This is a genomic window from Spirochaetota bacterium (assembly GCA_030154445.1).
Lineage (GTDB): Bacteria > Spirochaetota > Brevinematia > Brevinematales > Brevinemataceae > Brevinema_A.
The window spans coordinates 120,737-140,936 of the sequence record JAGUQW010000004.1 but is presented as its reverse complement, the minus strand read 5'-3'; the positions used below and the strand labels follow the sequence as shown (position 1 = coordinate 140,936).

Here is a 20,200-nt window from a genome sequence, read left to right as displayed (position 1 = left end):
AATATTATAATATATTAATATAGGAGTTTTTATGAATTATATAATTGATCAAGAACAAATAGTGAAACTATTTATGGATATGGCTTGTATATCTACCCCTAGTTTTTATGAAAAACCACTAATGAATTTTATAGAAACTTATTTACAAAATAAAAAAGTAGATATCAAGCGTATTCCTTATACACATAGTAATGGACTAAGTTCTGAAAATATGATTATTCGTATGCCAGCAACAAACTCTTCTAAAAAAGGAATATTTTTTGATGCGCATGCTGATACAGTTAATCCTTGTCAAGATATTAAACCTGTAATTGATGGAGATATTATACGCTCCTCTCAGAATAGTGTGCTAGGTGCTGATGATAAATGTGGTATTGCTAGTATGCTTGTTGCTATTGAAACTATTTTAATAAATAATATTTCTCATGGAGAATTATTATTTATTATTTCTTCTGCAGAAGAGGTAGGCTTAGTTGGCGCAAAATATATCCCTCAAGAAATTTTTCAAGGTATAGATTACGGAGTGATTTTGGATTCTGGTGGTCCTGTTGGATCAATCAATCTTAAAGCTCCTTTTCATTATACTTATACAATTACGATTTTAGGTAAAGCAGCACATGCAGCTATTGCACCAGAAATGGGAATTAACGCTATACAAATAGCAGCTGATCTTATCAAAGATCTTCCATCAGGTCGTATTTCTGAAGATACCGTATGTAATATAGGGCTTATTGAAGGTGGTTCAGGCCGTAATGTTGTACCTGAACGGGTAGTTATTACAGGAGAATTTCGTTCTATTGTAGATGCTAAATGTGTACCAATTCACCAACAAGTACTTCAAGCTGTGGCAAATCACAAAGACAAAGCTGTTGATATTATTTGTGATATACAAAAAAGTTGTGTTGGTTATAATTTTGATCAATCTGCAGAATTTATACAATTTATTGCACAAGGATTATCTAATATTGGTATTACTCCCAAATATGAAGAATCATGCGGTGGAACTAATGCGAATGTATATTCTACAACAGGTATTTTATCTACGGTTATTAGTGTAGGTATGGAAGATATCCATAGTGTAAATGAATATATTAGAATCAAAGATCTTATTGATACTACTAGATTGATTGTTAATTTGGTTGAAATAGCATAAATAATAAAAATAAGCCCACTTCTATGAAGTGGGCTTATTAGATTTAAATATAATATTTATAAATCATCTTCATTTGAAGAATCTTTATCAGAGAGTGTGGTAGATTTGTTATCATCTGTTAAATCATCAAGAATTTCAGCTTCTATATCTTTAGAATATTCTTCTACGACGACTGTTTGAGACAGGGTATCATGGAATCGTTGTTTGAGAGTATGATTGGTGACAACTAATGCAGGTATTCCCCAAGCAAATTCAATTAATTTTAAAGCAACAACACGAGAAAAAATAGAAAAAATAGAAGGAGCTTCATTTAGGAGCGTAGTTACTTTTATTTTTAGGATTTTAGCTCCTATTGTTTGACCAGTACTCCACCAAAAAATACCAAAATAAATAATAGATATAATTTGATTTAATAAAAAGATAGAATTGGAATATTTATTTTGAATGATATACATCCAATAAGCAATATTTTGTTCTCGTGGGCTTAGTGTGGATAAACGATTAAGTACATCTGGAGAAAAAATTTGTTCTTCTGTACCTAATTTTAATCCACCATAATTAGTAATACTATCCAAGAGTAGGGACAACTCTTCACCATAAATTCCTGAAATAAAAATCACTAAAACTACGAGAAGAAGTAAGCTATCAATTAGATAGGCTAGTAATCGTTTCCACCAAGGAGCAAGTTTTAAGGCATATATTTTTTGTTTTTCTGTTTTAAACAAGAGACTTTCCTTTTTATATAAATATTTAATTTTAGTTATCTATTTTAATTATACTTAATTTATAATATAAAATCAATAAGAATAAGAATGGTATTTGATATATTTTCACTTATCTTTTATAATATAATATTAAATAAAGTATATATATAAGTAGGTTTTGTAGATAATGGTGGAAATTTTTAGTATTATTGGTGTTTTTACTTGCGTTGGCTTACTTGTTTATTATAGATATACAGATATTAGAAATGTTAATATGCAAAATTTAAAAGATTATTTGAAACAATCTGAAAAACACATAGAAACAATGTTAAGAAAAAAAGAAAAAGAATTTGCTGATAAAATGATTGTGTCTGAAATTATTATTGAAAGAATGCATCGTTTAACTTCTGTTTTGCAAGAAAAATTAGATAGTTTTGATCAAGAGATTATACAAGGTCAAGAGTTATACAATGCACTAAAACAAGAGTTAGTTTTGGTTGGAGAAGATCTATTTGAGTACAAAACAATTCGTGCTGAATTCAAAGATATTGAAGATAGAGTGGAAGCGATTCTCAATATAAAGCAACAAGCTGAAGACGGTACAGCAGAATTGAAAATACTCAAAGATAAGATGATTGGTTTTACTAAAGATTATCAAAATATGACAGATGATATAAAAACACAAAGCCGACAGGAGTTAGATGGATTTTTTCATACTATGCAAAATGATTTATCTGATTATTTAATCAAAGCACGCCAACAATTATCAGACAAAGATATTGAAATGAAAGATCAAATTCAAAAATTAGGTGCAGCGTCGGGCTCGATGGCTGATAGAATTCGTGAATTTAAAGATTATGCACAAAATAGTATAGAACAATTAAAACAAGATAGTGAGAAAGATTTGGAAATGGTAAAAAATATTACGGAATCTAATATAACAGATATTTATGATATGTGGGAAAGAGTTAAAGAAGATACACAACAACAATCAGATGGTATCCAGAATACTCTTAGTTTTCAAAAAGATTTTTTTGAAAATGCAGAAAGTAATCTTCGTAATGAAATAGAACATTTTAACACCAATTTATCTACAATATCTATAGAAATTCAAACTAATTTAGAATTTAATGCTCAAGAAAAAGCACGTGAGTTAGATATGAAAATTACTGATATTTATACAGATATTGAACATCGTGGTATGGAAGTCAAAACACAGTTAGAAGAAGCTTTAACTTCACAAACTATATCGGTACGAGAAGAATTAGAAAGATTGTATTCTGCTTTTGTTGAACAAGAACAAGCTATAGAAGAAAAAATCCGAGTTTTAGGTAGTCGTGTAAGTGAAAATTTAGGATTGGCTGAAAAAAATTATAATGAAAATTTGAGTGAATTAAACAATACTATTATAGATACAAAAAAATATGCAGAAGATACCCTTCAAATAGTTACCTTGAAAATTGAAGATAATATCAAAGTAATAGAAGAAAAATTCCAAGAAAAAGCTAATACAAATATGTTGAGAATTGAAGATAATTTTAAAGAATCTAATCATGAGCGTATGGAACATAGTATTAATGAGATTACCAAATCTTTGGAAGAAGAATTCAAAAAAAGATATAAAGAAAATATTGAAAAATTGTCTACAAAAGCAGAAGAATTAGAAGAAGTAGTGCAATCTAAGTTTTTATATGTAAAAAATTTAGATTCTAAATTTCTTGAAATCAATGAAATGTTTAATAATGAAAAAGAAAAAATTATACTTATGAGTAGAGAACTAGAGAAAGATAGAGAAAATAGTACAGAAATTATCTTGCAACAAGTTACCGCATATATGAATGAATTACAAAATGAATTAACTGTTTCGGTAAAAGACTTTTTAGATGATGGTGTTAAAAACTTCGGAATTGAACAAGAATTATGGAAAGAACGATTTGATGAAGTCGTAACAGAAAGTCGAGATGAATTTCAACGCATGAAAAATGATATAGATAGTATACATCGTTTTATTTCAAATATTGAAGATACTTCTTTGGCTGGACTAAAAAGAGAAGCTGAAAGAATTGCACAAGAAGCGGAATACAGAATTGATGATCTGAAAAAATATGTTAGTGATTTGTTAAGAAGTGGTAAAGAAGATTTTCTTATACAAACAGATCAAGCAAAACAAGAGATTAAAGATTTAAAACAGGATTTATGGAATCAAGAAAAAGAGATCACACAAATAGCACAAAAAGATTTAGATCGTTTGAATGTTAAGATCAAAGATGTTGAGAAATTATTTCAAAATTTTGTGAAAAAATCAGATCGTTTATCGAATGTAGAAGAATTATTGCGTAAACTTGATCAACAGTACAATGAAATTAATAATATGAAAAAAGAATTAGGGCAGATGACAACAACTTTAAAAGAATCATATGATTTAGGTCATAATACTATTGATCAAATACAAAGCTTTAAGAAAGATTTAGAAAACAAAGCTCATAAATTAGCAGAAAGTTCTTCTGAAGCTGATAGAATACAAGAATTTTTATTATCTGCTATTCAAGAAGCTAATGGAGTGACTCAATTATTTGCCTCTCTTACTGAAGAAAGGAAACATGCACAATCTTTAGAAGAATTATTATTAAAAAATCTTGAGGTGTTTAATGAATTACAAGATTCATTAAATCAATTAGAAAATAAAAAACAATTTGTTGATAATATGATAAGTGCTATTGAATCTTCTGAAGACAGTGTTTCGAATATTATGACATCTTCTGAAGATATGCATTCTCGTATGCATGAAATCAATGAATTTACACAGGAAATACAAATTAAATTAGGTAGTCTTCAAAAAGAGATGAATCTATTAGCTGGTGATCAAACTAAAGTTAAAACAGCTGTTTCAAAATTACAAGATTTGGATCACATGATGATTCATATTGAAGAAGAAATGAAGCGTTTAGAAAAAATGCGTGAATGGATAGCAATTTCTATGACTAATGTTGATCGTATGGGAGTAAAGCAAGGTTTATCACCTTTTTCTTCGACAGAAGAGAGTGGATTAGATGATGTAAATGTGAAAAATGTTCTTCGTTTATACGAAAAAGATTGGAGCATAGGGGATATCGCTAAAAATTTAAAAGTATCCTCAGCTTATGTTGAATTGATAATAGAACGATATAGATCTTAGGAGCATAAAAATGCTAGATATTAATAAATTAGCCAAAAATACAGATCAAGTTAAAAACTTATTAAAATTTCGTACAGAAATAAATCAAATTGATGAAGCTCTTATTATTGATGAAGAACGCAAAAAAGCTCAATTGAAAGCTGATGAACTTAGAAACAGAAGAAATGATCTTTCTAAGGAAATTGGTACAAAAAAAGGAGCGGGTGATCATGAAGGTGCAGAGCAATTATTAAAAGAAGCTGAATTGATTAAAAAAGATATGTCTGCCTTAGAAGAATGCCAAACAATAAATGAAGATCACTTAAAAAAAATATTAGAAAAAATACCTAATATTCCTATGGAAGATGTACCTGTTGGCAAAGAGGAAAGTGATAATATAGAAATCAAAAAACATGGCACTCCTAAAGAATTTTCTTTTGAGCCATTGTCACATGTTGATTTATTGACTAATCTTAATATGTGGGAACCAGAGCGAGCTACTAAAATTACAGGGAGAGGTTTTCCTGTACTTCGTAATTTAGGGGCTCGTTTAGAAACAGCATTAATTAATTTTATGTTAGATCATAATATTTCTTTTGGTGCAGAACAGATCTGGGTACCTTTTGTTGTTGCGGATCATTCTTTATATGGTACAGGTCAATTACCAAAATTTGGTGAAGATTTATTCAAATTAGAAGATTCTAATTTATATTTAAATCCAACAGCTGAAGTGGCTTTGACGAATATTTATAGAGAAGAAATAATGGATATTTCTACATTACCAAGTCGTTTTACCGCATATTCTCCATCTTTTCGTAAAGAAGCGGGGAATTATGGTAAAGATACCAAAGGTTTAATTCGTGTGCATCAATTTAATAAAGTCGAATTAGTAACTATTTGTAAAGCTGAAGAATCTGAAAAAGAACATCAAAGAATGCTTGAAACTTCAGAAGCAATTCTTCAAAAATTAGAACTACCATATCGTGTTGTGGTATTATCTCAAGGAGATATGGGTTTTTCGGCAGCAAAAACTTATGATATAGAAGTTTGGTTACCATCTTTTAGGGCTTATAGAGAAATTGCCTCTATATCCAATTGTTTGGATTTCCAAGCACGCCGTGCTAATATTCGTTATAAACCAGAAAATGCTAAAAAAACAGAATTTGTACACACACTAAATGGCTCAGCATTAGCTGTTGGAAGAACTTTAGTTGCAATACTAGAAAATCATCAACAAGCAGATGGTTCTATTATTATTCCAAAAAAATTACAAGATTATTTTAAAATGGATCGTATCGAAAAATTATAATGGTATCATATAATTGACAAATTTAATAAGTTATTATTACAATAAAGTTATTATAACTTATTACTTACAGAAATTTTATAGAGGTTTTTATGAAAACAATGATATTAGCTGTATCTTTACTCATTTATAGCTATTCCTTTGGATTAACAAATGAAACTGTGTTTTCAACATTGACAAATTCTATAAGTGTCCCTACGCCGCCAGCTCTTACAACATTACCTTCTTTAGAAATTATATCTTCAATTCTTACCCCATCTAATACTTTAGAAGATATTGAAAAACAATTTGTAGATGATAAGAATCCTTATACTGGAGATACAGCATTATTTGTTCCTCCACATATTCAAGGTGTTTGGTGGCGTGTGTATACGCAAACTACGAGTTTGTTTAATATTCCTGCAATTAGTGAAGAAATATTATCTTTTGATAACAAAGGTATTGGCTTGTGGTTACAAGATGTTAAGACAACAAGTACGGTTCATTCTAGATCACAGAGAAAATTACAAGTTACTTATTTTGATTTTTTTAACACGATGTTTTTTGTTTTTCATTATAAAGATCAAGATCCTATGTCTCAAAAAGTACGAGATAAACAAGGTTTTTTTATTCGGATTATATCTGATCAATCTTATATGCAAATGTCTACTAGTCCTAATTTTGAACCAGCAAAAAGTATGTATTGGAGACGCTTTCCAAATTATAATATACCAGAAGGGTTGACAGATAGTGTTACTCTTGACTAACTAACAATTAATTTAATAACTACAAAGAGGACTTTTATGAATAAGATGCTATTGATATTTTTAATGTTTATAATTACAAATATTTCTTACTCTGAACAACAAGTTAATCATGCTGCATTAAAAGGTTTGTGGACTTATTTTCATATTACTGAAGATTTTTTTACAGATAATAAAATGGTAGGTGCTGAGCAACGCTTGACTTTTCAAGATGGACAAAATATTACTTTGACTATTATGACCAAAGAAAATGAATATTTACAAAATACATCTTATAAATTACGCTATACGCTGTCTCTTAGAGATAATGTTCCTTATTTGACTCTATTTTCTTCAGAAAGTAAGCAAGTTTTAGGAGCTTATTTAAGGATTCCATATGTAGGATCTTTAGAAATGGCTGGTGATCCAAATTTTAAAACAAAAAAACAACTCTATCAACGATATAAAAATATCATAACAGAGTCGTCATCTTTTTAATACAAATTAATATATGGTAATTTTATATTAGTATTAACTTTCTGATGTTAGTGCATTAAATTTGATATAATCATGTGTCAAATCACAAGTCCATAATTCTGTATTATGTGATCCTATCCCCAAATCAATAGTGATAGCACATTCAATAGCACTCATGATCTGTGAAACAATTGCAATATGAGAACTGTAAGGCTGTCCCTTTTCAAAAAGTATAAAATTATTTAATAGAAGAGTCATTTTTTCTATTTCAAAATCTATATTACTAGAAGCTATAACATTAATAATTTTTTGCCATGCTGATTTTTGTCCAAAAAATCCAGTTTTTACTTGATAAGATTCTGCAATAGATCTAATTAATGATTCAGCTTGTTCCATAGTAGCGGCATTTTTGACTTGTAAATGAATTAATTTAGTTGTCCCTAATCCTTGTTTGAGCAATAGTTTGGCAATATCTATTAATATTTTATTTAATACATCTACAAAAATAGTAAATCTAGGATCAGATTCCTCTGATATTAATGTATTTTGTGCTTGTCCATTTGCTAATAAAAATACTGAATCATTAGGACTTATATCATTATCAATAGAAATTCGATTAAATGATTTTGCAATAGAAAGTGATAAAGCTTTTTGAAGTAAGGCTTGGGAAATATTTGCATCTGTAGTAATAAAAGCAAGTAATGTTCCATGCATAGTCTCTAACCAAGGTTTTATCATACTTTCACCTTTTGCTGATACTCCAATAACAATATCATCTTGATCTATTTTAAATTGATAAGCTAGATTTTTTTGTCGTGTGTCACTAGTTGAAATACCAGAACCAAAATGTCTAACATTTGTTTCATTTGGAATAACATTAATTAAACGCTCAATACCATATTTAACACGAGTCATATTTAAAGGTACACCAATAGTACCTGTAGATGCCAACAAACAAGATCCTTTTTCAATGTTTAGTAGTTCTTCTGTTAAGTTTATCATTTGTTGAGCATTATCAATACCTTCTTGACCTGTTAAGCAATTAGCATTTCCACTATTAATTAAAATAGCATGACATGCCTTGTTGATACGCTTTTTATCAATAAAAATATGAGCACCTTGAATACGATTTTTAGTGAAAGCCATAGCAACATTACAAAGTTTATCGCTTAAAAGTAAAGACATATCTTTAGATCCACCTGTTTTTAAACCACAAGAAACCCCTGTAGCTCGAAATCCTTTAGGAGCTGTGACACCGTCTTCGATCTGTTTTATTTGAACCATTACTAATCCTTTTATAATAATTTATTAACGATTTGCTAATTGTTCTCTAACAAGAATATCGATTTCTTTTAATTTTACTGAGTCGTCTTCAAGTAATTGAATAACATTGTCTCGCCCTTGTCCGATACGATCTTCCCCTTGGAAATACCAAGATCCTTTTCGTTCAATAATACCTAATTCTGTAGCAGCATCAACAATACAGGCAACTTTAGAAATACCTTTTCCAAAACGAATTTCAAAAGTTGCATTTTTATGAGGTGGCGCCATTTTATTTTTGATAACTTTGGCAATCACTAGATTACCAACAACTTCATCTCCACGCTTTAATTGTTCTTTTCTGCGAATTTCAATACGGATAGAAGAATAAAATTTTAATGCCATCCCACCTGTTGTTGTTTCAGGACTTCCGTAAATTACGCCAATTTTCATACGAATTTGGTTAATAAAAATAATAGAGCATTTAGCTTTACTAACAATATGAGTGAGTTTTCGTAGGGCTTGACTCATTAAACGAGCCTGCATTCCCATAACAGAATCTCCCATATTACCTTCAATTTCATTTTTAGGAACGAGTGCAGCGACAGAGTCAATAACGATAAGTTCTACAGCACCACTACGAACAAGAGCTTCTGTTATTTCTAAAGCTTGCTCTCCATTATCAGGTTGTGAAATGAGTAAGTTATCAATATCAACACCGATATTTTTAGCATATTCAGAATCCAAAGCATGTTCTGCATCAATGAACGCACAAGTAGAACCTTGTTTTTGTGCTTCTGCAATCAAACTAAGAGTAAGAGTTGTTTTACCAGATGCTTCTGGTCCATAAATTTCAGTAATACGACCGTAAGGTATACCACCAACACCAAGAGCCAAATCTAAAGTGAGTGCCCCCGTAGGAATAACAGGAATAGCTTCGATCTCTCTAGATCCAAGACGCATAATAGAGCCTTTGCCATATTGTTTTTCAAGTTGATTTATAGTTGCTTCTAGTGCTTTTTTTTTGTCATCTGAAATTTCTGATTTAGCAGCCTCTAACTTAGCTGATGCGCTAGTTTTTTTTTCAACTGGTGGGGTATTTTTTTCTTCACTCACTTATGAAACTCCTAAATGTAAAATATGAATCATATTATAACATAATTGTTTGTAAATAACAATAAATATTATAGCAGCATTTAATTAGTGACATTTATTCTTGCATGAAATTGATTTATTAGTTATAATATGTTCTACACATCATATTTTAATATTTTGGAGGATTAATGAAATATTTATTACTGATTATGATTGCATTACCAATGAGTTTGTTTCCTCAATCTATAGTAGTATTTAATGCCACTTCTGTTGTTGATATTATAGAAAAAGCATCATCAAAAATTAAAAGTTTCAAAGGAAAATTTGTTTATAAAAAAGATAAAAATTCTTATTCCGGCTATATAATTTATGTAGTGCCTAACAAATTGTTAATGCAATTTGGTACAGAATCAGATCCTATAGATAAAAAAATTGTATCAGATGGTAAATTTATTTGGATTCAAGAAGGTGATCTTATTGCTCGTCAAAAAATGGGTGAAAGCACTAATCCTCTAACAGGTTGGAATATTCAAAAATTAAAAAGACAATATATTGCAACAGCACCAAGATCTGGTTTAGAGATTAAATATGGATCTATTCCTGCTTATCAAATCATTTTTGAACCCAAAATCAATACGACTAGTTTTCGTAGTATTGACATGATAGTAGATAAAGAAGGTCTTATAAGGCGTGTAAAGGCGACATCTAGAGTGGGTAATGTTACAGAATTAACTCTTTCTTATTCAGAATTTAATAAAGAATATGGAGCAGAAGAATTTATTGTTAATACTACAGAAGAATCCCAAATTTATGATAATATTTTTGAATAAAATAATGGGGATAAACAATGAAAAAATATAATTTATTAATTATTACTTTATTAATAGCGACTTCCTCTTGTGCTATAGAGGGAGAAGTTTATAGACTACAAACAAGAATAAAGTACTGGCATCAATTATTAAATAATACGGAAGAACAAATGTTTGCTCAAAATAAAATTAATGAATTAGGGTTGATTTTGGATCAAAAAGAAGCCGATGATCTGTATTTCAAACAAAAAATTCGTGAAGTTCGTATCAACGAAGCTATTATGAGTTTTGATGGAGCACAAACAGTTCATTTCTTTTACAATGTATTATTAAAAGATCTTGCAAAATTTTCTTATGAAGAGTTTATGAGATCCTTATCTGAAGAAGAACAAATTCAATTTATTCAAAAAAATCTACCTGATACTATTTTTGTAGCCAAAAAATCAGTTTTTAATAATGCTCGCAAAGATTTTGGATTTAATAGCTTTACAGATGAAGAGATACTAACATACTATAGATCAATATCATTTCCTGCTAATTATTATGTAGTGGTATATGATATTTTAGTATTTTTAGCAAAATATCGTAGTATGGATCTTTTTTTACAAGGAGATCTTACAGGTACGGTAGATATTTTTAATAGTATCAAAAAATTGGAAACTTCAAAAAGTGTTTCAGTAAGAAAACAAGCCAAACAAGATTTAGAATTATGGAATGATTTCAAAAAAAGAACTTTTTTAACATCATTATCTAATAAAGAATTTGCTCAAGTGCTTTCAATAGTACTACCAGAAATGGACACGACAGTTAGAATTCAAACAATAGATAATATTAAAAATAGATTTAAGGAAGAGTAAATGGCAATTATCCCAGAATTACAACAATTAATAAATCAAATGAAAGAAGAGTGTCTAAGATTGACAATGGAAGATATTCAAATATATGATATGAAAGGCTTAAGTTCTTTAACTGATGCTATATTAATTGGCACAGCAACACACAATCTTCAATTAGATGCTGCTCGTAGGAGTTTATCTTTGATGGCGAAACAAGCTGGATATACCGTGCAAAACCGTACAGAAGACTATTCTGAAGGCTGGTTAGTATTAGATTGTAGTGATTTAGTAGTACATATTTTAACAGAAGAAAAAAGAAACTTTTATGATCTAGATGGTTTGATGAATGCTATCGTTCATGCTCGTTCTTTGCCATCAAGACCTGCTGAAGATCTTGATGAGGAAGAGCTTTCTGAGCAAGATTTAGAAGGAATTCTTGATCAACTTACCGAAGATGAAGCTCAAGAATTTATTAAAATATTAGAAACAGAAGATGAAAATTAAACATATCTTACAATCTATTTACGATTTATTTTGAGGTGTAATAAATTGAATATTTTTTGTCTTTTGTTCTATTTTTTTATAACTAATACTAGATGGTTTTTTCTTTTTTTCTTCTTTGATTGTTGTTAAAGTCAGAATCTCAACTTCATTATTATCGTATGTTATTGTGACAAAAAATCCTTGTTCTATTTGAATGGTATTATTTTTGGGATTTTGATCAGGTTTGTGAAAAACTATAAAATCTTTATTATTTCTTTTAAGAATAGTATAGACACTTTTACCTTGAGATTCTTCAGAACTACTATCATAAATAAACACAATATTATTAGTATCAAACATCAATACTTCTTCATAATATGAAAAAGTACCTTGATTATCATCTGTCCAAGGTCTATAAACACTATAAGTTCTACACCATTCTCCTTCTAATAATTTTACACTGATATCATCGATTCCTAATACTAAAGAAAATGGTTGTAATAGTAGTAAAAGCAATATTTTTTTCATGATATACCCCTTGTGTTTTATACACTAACAGACTAAATATAGTTATTTTATTAAATCATCGTCAAATAAGAAGGTCAAAATGATTATAACCATAGATGGCCCTGCAGGAGCTGGGAAAAGCACGATATCTCAAGAATTTGCAAAATTAATAAATTATGATGTGTTAGATACAGGGGCAATGTATCGTTGTGTCGCATATTTGAAAAAAGAAACAGGTTTATCTTTGAATGATGTTCAATTTCAACAAGATATTCTCAATATGAAATTAGTTTTTCGAAATAATGAAGTATGGTTGAATGATAAAAATGTCACTAAAGAAATTAGAACATCTGAAATTGATATCTTAACATCTATAGATGTTAGTCCGCATATTTTTGTGAGATCGCAAATGTGTAATTTACAAAGAAAAATTGCTAAAGATAAAAATATGGTAGTAGAGGGAAGAGATATGGGATCTAATGTTTTTCCAAATTCTCCCTTAAAGTTTTATTTGAATGCTGACACTGCTATTAGAGCTCATAGACGGCACAATCAATTATTAGAAAAAAATATTCATAAAGATCTTAAAGAACTTGAGCAAGAAATTATACAAAGAGATTTCGAAGATTTTACTAGAACATACAGCCCTCTCTGTATTCCAGAAGGTGCTTATATTATTGATACTAGTGAGTTATCATTAGACAAAGTATTAACAAAAATGTTAGAAATATTTCAACGCATTGTGTGATAAAATGTTTTTTATAAAGGAGTTAACATAGTGATTAAATATATAATATACTTAATATTACTAACCAATCAAATTTCATTTGTACAGGCTCAAGAAAAAAATATTATTGATTCAAAAAGTAGTCTTGAATTAATAGAAAATAATTCTATACAAATAATAGATGTCACTAATACAAATATTGTAGCTGTTAATATAAACACTGACACAAATACTAATATCAATACAAATGTGTTTGATACGGAAGAAAAAAAAGAAGAATCATTTATAGAAGATGGGAATTTTTCCGTTTCTAATGTGTTTAGATCCTTACTTTCTGTTTATCCTAATATCGTACAAAAAGTGTCTGATTTAGAGAATCCCTATTATCCAGATCTTGCGATTAATGTTAGAGGAACTAATTTTTATAATGTGAATGGACGTTTTCTTCCTGAGGAAGAAAGAAAGAATTGGAAATATTTTAGTTCAAATACTGTTTATTTTTATCCTAAAGAAATACCTAATCCTAAGACTAGAACGAAAGCTGAAATTGCCCTTATCAAAAAACAGAGCTCAAAACATTATAGGCGGATAAGAAAACCTACTTACTATGGTTTCAATCAAGCTCTATACGGTATGAGTCGTTTATCAGATACAAATACGCAAATTATGAAAGGATACTTTTTAGGAAAACAAATACTAATTCATCAATTTGCTTATGAAGCTTTGAAACAAGTAGAAATAGAAATTTATGCTTTGACAAATGATGATTTATATAAAAAAGAAGTGAAAAAATTTCTTAAAGAAGGCACGATAGTATATTCCTTTTTTTGGAGAACAATTGCTGGATCAAAATCAAGAAGTTTACATTCTTATGGTGTGGCTATTGATGTCTTAGAAGAAAATTCTATTAAAGCAATATATTGGCTTTGGAGACAGAATCTGAAAATTGATTGGGTTAGAGAGCCTATTAGCGTTCGTTGGAATCCTCCTAATTCTGTTGTTCAAATTTTTGAAAAGTATGGTTTTATATGGGGTGGAAAATGGAATTTTTATGATACTATGCACTTTGAATATAAACCAGAAATATTATTATTAAATGGCTATGATGTAATATTATTATCACAACAAAGAATACCTGTACTTATAGAAAAATTGAGTGATCAAATAGAAGAAGAAAATACAAATATATAAAATATAAAAAAACCTTACATTTTGTAAGGTTTTTTTTAAGTTAATAATTAATTATACTCATCTTCCCAATCATTATTATCTAAGGATGTTTCATAAGAATGCTTGTAACAAAGACGAGCTACTTCTGTTACCATATCGTAGAGAAAAACTTCGTTTTTTGAAAGTGAAAATTCTTCAATATTTTTTTTATGTTCTGTTTGAATCTTATTTAATAAAGTGAGATAATTATCCAATAATGTTTGGATACCAGTATCACCAAAATTATTTTCAGATTCTATATCTTCTATTAATTGTTTATGTGAAAGAAATTGTTGTTCTGAAAAATCCCGAATAATTTCTAAATTACTATTTTTAAAAGAAATCATTATTCATCCTTATTTTTTATATATATTATAAATTAATTTATTATTATATTCAACAATTTTAGTCAGATAAATAATATTCTATTGTAGATACTACACGAATTAGCTTGATATGAGGATTGTTAAAATCTCTATCTCTTATAGTAAATTGTCCTTGAGAAGCATTTTTAATTTTTCCTAATTTACTTTGTGAGTCCGTTGCAAATTTCATAGCAACAGTTCTTGCTTCTTTTGTAGATTCTTCAATCATTTCTGGTTTTATAGAATTAAGTTTAGAAAAAGTGTATTGGATAGGATTATCATAATTTTTATCTAAAAATACTATTTCTTTTTTGCCTAATTCTGGTAAGTCTGACATTAATTGTTGGATAAAACTAATATTAGTTGATCGAATAGTAATATATTGTTTTGCAATATAACGAAATGCACTAGTACTATCATTGTAAGTAAGAGTTTGTCTATCTGTAATTTGTGGTGATGAAATAGAAATTTCATCAATAGACAATCCTTTTTTAATAAGAAAATTAGTGATAATATTTTTATTATTATCTAAGGTATTATATAGAATTGTTAAATTGTTAGCTGTTTCACTAAATCCAATAGGCCAAATAACAATATCTGCTGGATATTCTCTTTCTGATAAACCTTTAACAGTAACACTTCTATCTAGTGTTTTAAATTTGATAATTGCATTACCTAAAATTAAGGCAGAAATACTACTTGCAAAAATAATACTAATGCTAAGTAGTATTTTTATATCTAATAATTTTTTAATCATAATAAACTCCTTTGATAGTATTATTTATTTAAAATATCAGGATGAATAATATTCCATAATGATAAAATTGCAGGATTGCTGAGAGGAATCATTTCTTTTTTTAAAATAAGAAATGATTCTGTGTTGATAAAATATTCAGGACTAGGCGTATCAGTGAATATATTTTCCCAAGCTACTCCTAATCTTTGGCTTAATTTTGTCTTATCTATTCCTGATTTCTTTCTAATTCCTAACATGAGTGCATCTTTAATTGCTGTATAAAGATTAATATGTTCGGATTCTTCATAGGCTATAGGATCATTACAATAATCTCTAAATTTGAAATGATTTCTATAATGAAATCCATGACCATTATCAGGTAAAAACCCCGCTGCACCCGATCCTAATCCTAGCCAATAATCATAATTCCAATATCCCATATTATGTTGACCTTCTTTACCTAATTGAGCATAATTAGATGTTTCATATCTGCTAAACCCCAAACTTTCCAAAAGATCGTCTGTAATTGATTCAATTTGGATAGCCTCTTCGTCGAGTAGGGGGAGATATTTCTTTTGTTTTGTCCATAGAGATAGTACGGTTTTATCTTCTATTGATAATTGATAAGTTGATATATGATCAGGTTTGTAGAGTTCAATAGCATCAAAAAACTCTTTGTCGGTATCATTATGAATAGATAAGATTCTATCAACAGAAATATTATCAAAACCAACATTTCTAAGTATTTCGAAAGCTTTGATGTTATCTTGCGGAGTACTAGTACGCCCTAAAAACTTCAAAGTATCCGCATTCATTGTTTGCCAACCAAGAGATACTCTGTTAATCCCTAATTGATGCCAAATTTTTGCTTTTTCGTAAGTAACCGTTTCAGGATTGATTTCTAAAGTAACTTCTGTTTCAGGTGTTAATGTGAAATGAGAAAAAATATTCTCAAGCTGATCCAAAGGTATCAACGAGGGTGTCCCTCCTCCAAAATAAAGAGAACGAGAGGTGATTTGGGAGAAATCAAATTTTGTTTTGTAATGTGCAATCTCTTTGAGAAGTGCTGTGTAATATTGATTAGTAAAATTATCTGTAGTCGATACACCAGCTGCAAAATTACAATAGTGACATAATTTGGTACAAAAAGGGTAGTGAAGATAAACTCGAGACAGATTCATATAAGATCCTTGGAAGTGGTTTTGTCTATTATAAAAGAAAGTAAAAATAGAATCAATATAAAAGATAAAAAGAAACGCTAGCATAATACTAGCGTTTGTCCTATCGAGTGACTCTTAAAGAGCCACTACCTCAAATGAATTAACCATAATTAATTATACGATATAATAGTAAGATTATCAATCTTTTTTATTTTTTATAACTAATTGATTTACTATTTTGTTAAATAGCTATTTATTTAGGAGAGATTTGTTTTTCATAGAGTTTGAAGAATGGTAAATAAACAAGAACACTAACAAAAACTATGAAGAAGGATAATAGAACATTTCTCCAATCTAAAGCAGATAAAAACATCTGAATAAAAAATGGTGTAAAAGATGGATCAACCATATATCCTAAAGAAACAAATCCTAATTCTTGTGCATAGAATCCTATTAATGAAGTTATAATAGGCATTAAAATAAAGGGAATCCCTAGTATTGGATTCAGAACAATAGGCAATCCAAAAATAATAGGTTCATTAATACCACAGATTCCAGGGATAATTGCAATTTTGCCGACTGTTCTCATTTGAGCAACTTTACTGTTTAACATAAGTAAGGTGAGTCCCAAAGTATTACCAGCTCCTCCTAATGCATAATATCTAAACATTTGTAGATTCATTACCATAGTTGGTTCTTGTCCACTATTAAATAATTCTGTATTAATTCCTGTATTATTAATTCCTAAGGAAAATAGAATAGGAAAAATAATGGAAGTTCCATTAATACCAAAAATCCATAAAATATTTCCAAATACTAAAATTGCTATATAGCCAAATAAATTATTTCCTATAAATAACACAGGAGATAAAGACTCCATAATAAATACGGGGAAAATGACGCCCGTGATAGAAAATACAACTAAACTTATTCCATATATTATTAATATATTCAATAATAATGGTAATAGAGAATTAATAAATACAGCTATTGCAGGTGGAATAGACTTGTCAAGAGTAAATTCTATTTTTTTATTTTTTATAAATTTAGTGATTTCAACAGATAAAAGTGAAACAATAATCGCTGTAAATAATCCATTAGTACCTAAATATTCTATAGAAATATTTCCATTTTCTATAGGTGCAACGACCATTAAAAATGTAATAGTAGAAATAAGCCCTGAAATTGTAGTATTAAGTTTATACTCTTGTGCAAGGGTATATGCTATAGTAAAAGCATTGAGTAATCCTATCATTCCCATTGTTAAATGAAAAGGTGTAACCAACACATCATAATGGGTTATAGTAAATTTTTTCCAATTTATCAATATTTGTAATAAAATATTAGAAGTATTGATATCTATTAAATCTAATTGGATTGGGGGATTTGCAATAATTAAGAAAAATGCGCCAACAACCATAAATGGTAAAGTCATCATCATACCGGTAGAAATAGAACGCAAATGTCGTTGATTACCTATTATTTCTCCAAAAATTAGTAATCTATCCATAAAACTTTTCATAACATACTCCTATCTATTCTTGCCATGTATTAAACTTAAAGGCGGAAGGAACAACCTTATTTGGGTTATACTCTTCTAAAATTTTATTATATCGCTCTTTGTAGTTATTAGAAACTTTCTTTTGCGGTACGACCATACTAGCTTCATTTAGAAAGTGAAAAGAGTCTCTTCCCATTGTTGCTCCTCGAACTGTGTGTTTATCAAGTGCATAATCTGGAATCGTAGGAATTTTGCCCATTGCAAAGCTTTTGATGATAATATTTTTTAAAAGATCAGTAGATCTGTCTTTTTCACATTCACAAAGATATCTGATAGCATGAATAAAAAATATTGATCTATCCCCATCACTATAAGCGAAATTTTTTCTCATTTGGCTAAGATTATTAATAATTTGACTAGCATTAATATCGCCCATTCCAATATCTTCTACGGAAATAGCAATCAATCTTCTCCATAATTTCTCTTCCATTTGAGGAGAAGTTATGTACATTTCATATGCGAATTGACAAGCCTCTTCTGTTAAACTTCTGCGTATTGATTTTTGTAAAGATGAAATTATTTCATCTCCTTGAAATCCATTTCTAGTAGTTATTTTAGCCCATGGATCATTAATAAATGGTGTGTTCATATGTTCTCCTTTAATAATTGTTTAATTGTATTTAAAAAAAAGATCCCTATAAAAAATAGGAATCATCGTTATTAAAGAACATGAAATTCTTCAATTGCTTTACCTTACTATATCTTATACGCAGATATAGTATGACAATATAATAATAGCATATTATTATTATATTGTCAAGATATTTTTATTGGATTCTGCCCATGGTTTTATATGGCTAACAAGTAATAATCTTGAATTATTTACTTTTGTTACAGGACAAGATACCAGTTCTTCGATTAAAACTTTATATAAGGTAAAAAGAAACGCTAGCATAATACTAGCGTTTGTCCTATCGAGTGACTCTTAAAGAGCTACTACCTCAAATGAATTAACCATCATTAAGTATACGATATAATTGTAAGATTATCAATCTTTTTTAGTTTTAAAAGAATTTTTCTAGTTTGTAGTTAGATTAGTTTCGATTGATATATTATCCTAAATATGATATAATTTATAAAATATAAATTGGAGTCAATATGGCAAATATCTTAAAAGCTATACTTAATTTTGCTAAAAATAAAGATATATCCATTGTAGATCATTATAGAAGTAAAAATAAAATACAAGTAACAGGTGATATTCTGGAATACTATATTAAAGATTTGTTTTGTGATTCTATTCATCTATCAAAAGAAGATAAAGATAGAATATATACACATTTTTTTTCTTATTTAGGAAACACTAACAATTCCCCTGATTTTATTTTAAAAGATAGTGATGCTATTGAGGTTAAAAAATTAGAAAGCACTTCTAGTTCTATAGCTTTGAATAGTTCTTTCCCTAAAAATAAATTATATAATAATGACCCTCTTATCAATAAAGCGTGTAGAGAATGTGAAGATAAATGGATAGAAAAAGATCTAATTTATACGATTGGAAATATTAACAAAACAAATGAGATTCACTCTTTGTGGTTTTTGTATGGAGATTGTTATGCAGCCGATTATGCTACATATCAAAAAATTAAAGATTTTATTGCTAACGGTATAAACGACATACAGGGTGTTGAATTTTCTGAGACACAAGAACTTGGGAGGATTAATAAAGTAGATCCTTTAGAAATCACATATTTTCGTATTAGAGGTATGTGGGGAATAGAACATCCAAATAAAGTTTTTTCTTATCTTGAAGGCTTAAATAACAATATTTTAAATAGTATTATTTTAGAAAATAAATATATGTCTTTCCCAGAAAAAAATAGGCAAGAGATAGAAAATTCTTCTATTATTAGTATAAAAAATATTGAAATTAAAAATCCCAACAATCCAGCTCAATTGTTAAAGGCAAAACATATTTTTATTGGGAAATTATAAT

General features: G+C 28.7%; 20 protein-coding genes. 11 read left to right on the top strand and 9 right to left on the bottom strand.

Annotated features, from left to right (window positions below; translation table 11 throughout):
• Window positions 1-31 precede the first annotated feature (31 nt).
• A complete protein-coding gene (locus tag KFW21_02625; GenBank protein MDK2818327.1) occupies window positions 32-1,153 on the top strand; it encodes a M20/M25/M40 family metallo-hydrolase in 1,122 nt (373 codons plus the stop codon).
• A gap of 56 nt (window positions 1,154-1,209) precedes the next feature.
• Here KFW21_02625 and KFW21_02620 read toward each other — a convergent pair whose 3' ends face one another.
• Complete coding sequence (locus KFW21_02620) at window positions 1,210-1,878, bottom strand: RDD family protein (protein MDK2818326.1); 669 nt, start codon at window positions 1,876-1,878, stop codon at window positions 1,210-1,212.
• 166 nt (window positions 1,879-2,044) lie between these two features.
• On the opposite strand from KFW21_02620, the gene KFW21_02615 reads away from it, so the two are divergent.
• The 4 genes from KFW21_02615 to KFW21_02600 all read left to right on the top strand — a co-directional run bounded on the left by KFW21_02615 (window position 2,045) and on the right by KFW21_02600 (window position 7,537).
• On the top strand, window positions 2,045-5,032 hold the full coding sequence (locus tag KFW21_02615) for a hypothetical protein (protein ID MDK2818325.1): 2,988 nt from the start codon (window positions 2,045-2,047) through the stop codon (window positions 5,030-5,032).
• Window positions 5,033-5,042: 10 nt separating this feature from the next.
• The gene (gene serS / locus KFW21_02610) at window positions 5,043-6,320 is read left to right on the top strand and encodes a serine--tRNA ligase (protein ID MDK2818324.1); all 1,278 of its coding nucleotides are present in this window, start codon (window positions 5,043-5,045) and stop codon (window positions 6,318-6,320) included.
• An 89-nt stretch (window positions 6,321-6,409) separates the two neighbouring features.
• Window positions 6,410-7,063: a hypothetical protein gene (locus KFW21_02605; protein ID MDK2818323.1), complete on the top strand. Its 654-nt coding sequence runs from the start codon at window positions 6,410-6,412 to the stop codon at window positions 7,061-7,063.
• 36 nt (window positions 7,064-7,099) lie between these two features.
• Window positions 7,100-7,537 (top strand): hypothetical protein, encoded by a 438-nt coding sequence (locus KFW21_02600; GenBank protein MDK2818322.1) that lies wholly within the window; start codon window positions 7,100-7,102, stop codon window positions 7,535-7,537.
• A gap of 33 nt (window positions 7,538-7,570) precedes the next feature.
• Here KFW21_02600 and argJ read toward each other — a convergent pair whose 3' ends face one another.
• Both argJ and recA read right to left on the bottom strand, forming a co-directional pair.
• Window positions 7,571-8,800 (bottom strand): bifunctional ornithine acetyltransferase/N-acetylglutamate synthase, encoded by a 1,230-nt coding sequence (gene argJ / locus KFW21_02595; protein ID MDK2818321.1) that lies wholly within the window; start codon window positions 8,798-8,800, stop codon window positions 7,571-7,573.
• Between the two features lie 24 nt (window positions 8,801-8,824).
• Window positions 8,825-9,814, bottom strand: coding sequence for a recombinase RecA (recA, locus tag KFW21_02590; protein ID MDK2818320.1), 990 nt, complete (start codon window positions 9,812-9,814; stop codon window positions 8,825-8,827).
• A gap of 245 nt (window positions 9,815-10,059) precedes the next feature.
• Here recA and KFW21_02585 point away from each other — a divergent pair, with 245 nt between their 5' ends.
• Genes KFW21_02585 through rsfS form a run of 3 tightly spaced genes read left to right on the top strand, consistent with a single transcriptional unit; the run spans window position 10,060 to window position 12,020 of the window.
• Entirely contained in the window at window positions 10,060-10,701 is a 642-nt protein-coding gene (locus tag KFW21_02585) for an outer membrane lipoprotein carrier protein LolA (GenBank protein MDK2818319.1), read from the top strand.
• A gap of 17 nt (window positions 10,702-10,718) precedes the next feature.
• A complete protein-coding gene (locus KFW21_02580) occupies window positions 10,719-11,537 on the top strand; it encodes a hypothetical protein (protein ID MDK2818318.1) in 819 nt (272 codons plus the stop codon).
• A complete protein-coding gene (gene rsfS / locus KFW21_02575; protein ID MDK2818317.1) occupies window positions 11,538-12,020 on the top strand; it encodes a ribosome silencing factor in 483 nt (160 codons plus the stop codon).
• A gap of 18 nt (window positions 12,021-12,038) precedes the next feature.
• Here the strand turns inward: rsfS and KFW21_02570 are convergent, their stop codons facing one another.
• A complete protein-coding gene (locus tag KFW21_02570; protein MDK2818316.1) occupies window positions 12,039-12,527 on the bottom strand; it encodes a hypothetical protein in 489 nt (162 codons plus the stop codon).
• A 79-nt stretch (window positions 12,528-12,606) separates the two neighbouring features.
• Between KFW21_02570 and KFW21_02565 the strand changes: the two genes are divergently transcribed.
• Together KFW21_02565 and KFW21_02560 are read left to right on the top strand one after the other, a co-directional pair.
• Window positions 12,607-13,254 carry a (d)CMP kinase gene (locus KFW21_02565; protein ID MDK2818315.1) on the top strand — a complete coding sequence of 216 codons (648 nt, stop codon included), beginning with the start codon at window positions 12,607-12,609 and terminating at the stop codon, window positions 13,252-13,254.
• Window positions 13,255-13,284: 30 nt separating this feature from the next.
• The gene (locus KFW21_02560) at window positions 13,285-14,424 is read left to right on the top strand and encodes a M15 family metallopeptidase (GenBank protein ID MDK2818314.1); all 1,140 of its coding nucleotides are present in this window, start codon (window positions 13,285-13,287) and stop codon (window positions 14,422-14,424) included.
• A gap of 47 nt (window positions 14,425-14,471) precedes the next feature.
• Here KFW21_02560 and KFW21_02555 read toward each other — a convergent pair whose 3' ends face one another.
• The 5 genes from KFW21_02555 to KFW21_02535 all read right to left on the bottom strand — a co-directional run bounded on the left by KFW21_02555 (window position 14,472) and on the right by KFW21_02535 (window position 18,853).
• Window positions 14,472-14,789 (bottom strand): hypothetical protein, encoded by a 318-nt coding sequence (locus tag KFW21_02555; protein MDK2818313.1) that lies wholly within the window; start codon window positions 14,787-14,789, stop codon window positions 14,472-14,474.
• 58 nt (window positions 14,790-14,847) lie between these two features.
• Complete coding sequence (locus KFW21_02550) at window positions 14,848-15,564, bottom strand: SIMPL domain-containing protein (GenBank protein ID MDK2818312.1); 717 nt, start codon at window positions 15,562-15,564, stop codon at window positions 14,848-14,850.
• A 20-nt stretch (window positions 15,565-15,584) separates the two neighbouring features.
• Complete coding sequence (gene hemW, locus KFW21_02545; GenBank protein ID MDK2818311.1) at window positions 15,585-16,724, bottom strand: radical SAM family heme chaperone HemW; 1,140 nt, start codon at window positions 16,722-16,724, stop codon at window positions 15,585-15,587.
• Window positions 16,725-16,956: 232 nt separating this feature from the next.
• Window positions 16,957-18,225, bottom strand: a complete 1,269-nt coding sequence (locus tag KFW21_02540) for a PTS sugar transporter subunit IIC (protein ID MDK2818310.1) — start codon at window positions 18,223-18,225, stop codon at window positions 16,957-16,959.
• A gap of 13 nt (window positions 18,226-18,238) precedes the next feature.
• Entirely contained in the window at window positions 18,239-18,853 is a 615-nt protein-coding gene (locus KFW21_02535) for a hypothetical protein (GenBank protein ID MDK2818309.1), read from the bottom strand.
• Between the two features lie 509 nt (window positions 18,854-19,362).
• On the opposite strand from KFW21_02535, the gene KFW21_02530 reads away from it, so the two are divergent.
• Window positions 19,363-20,199: an NgoPII family restriction endonuclease gene (locus KFW21_02530; protein ID MDK2818308.1), complete on the top strand. Its 837-nt coding sequence runs from the start codon at window positions 19,363-19,365 to the stop codon at window positions 20,197-20,199.
• The last annotated feature ends 1 nt before the right edge of the window (window position 20,200 follow it).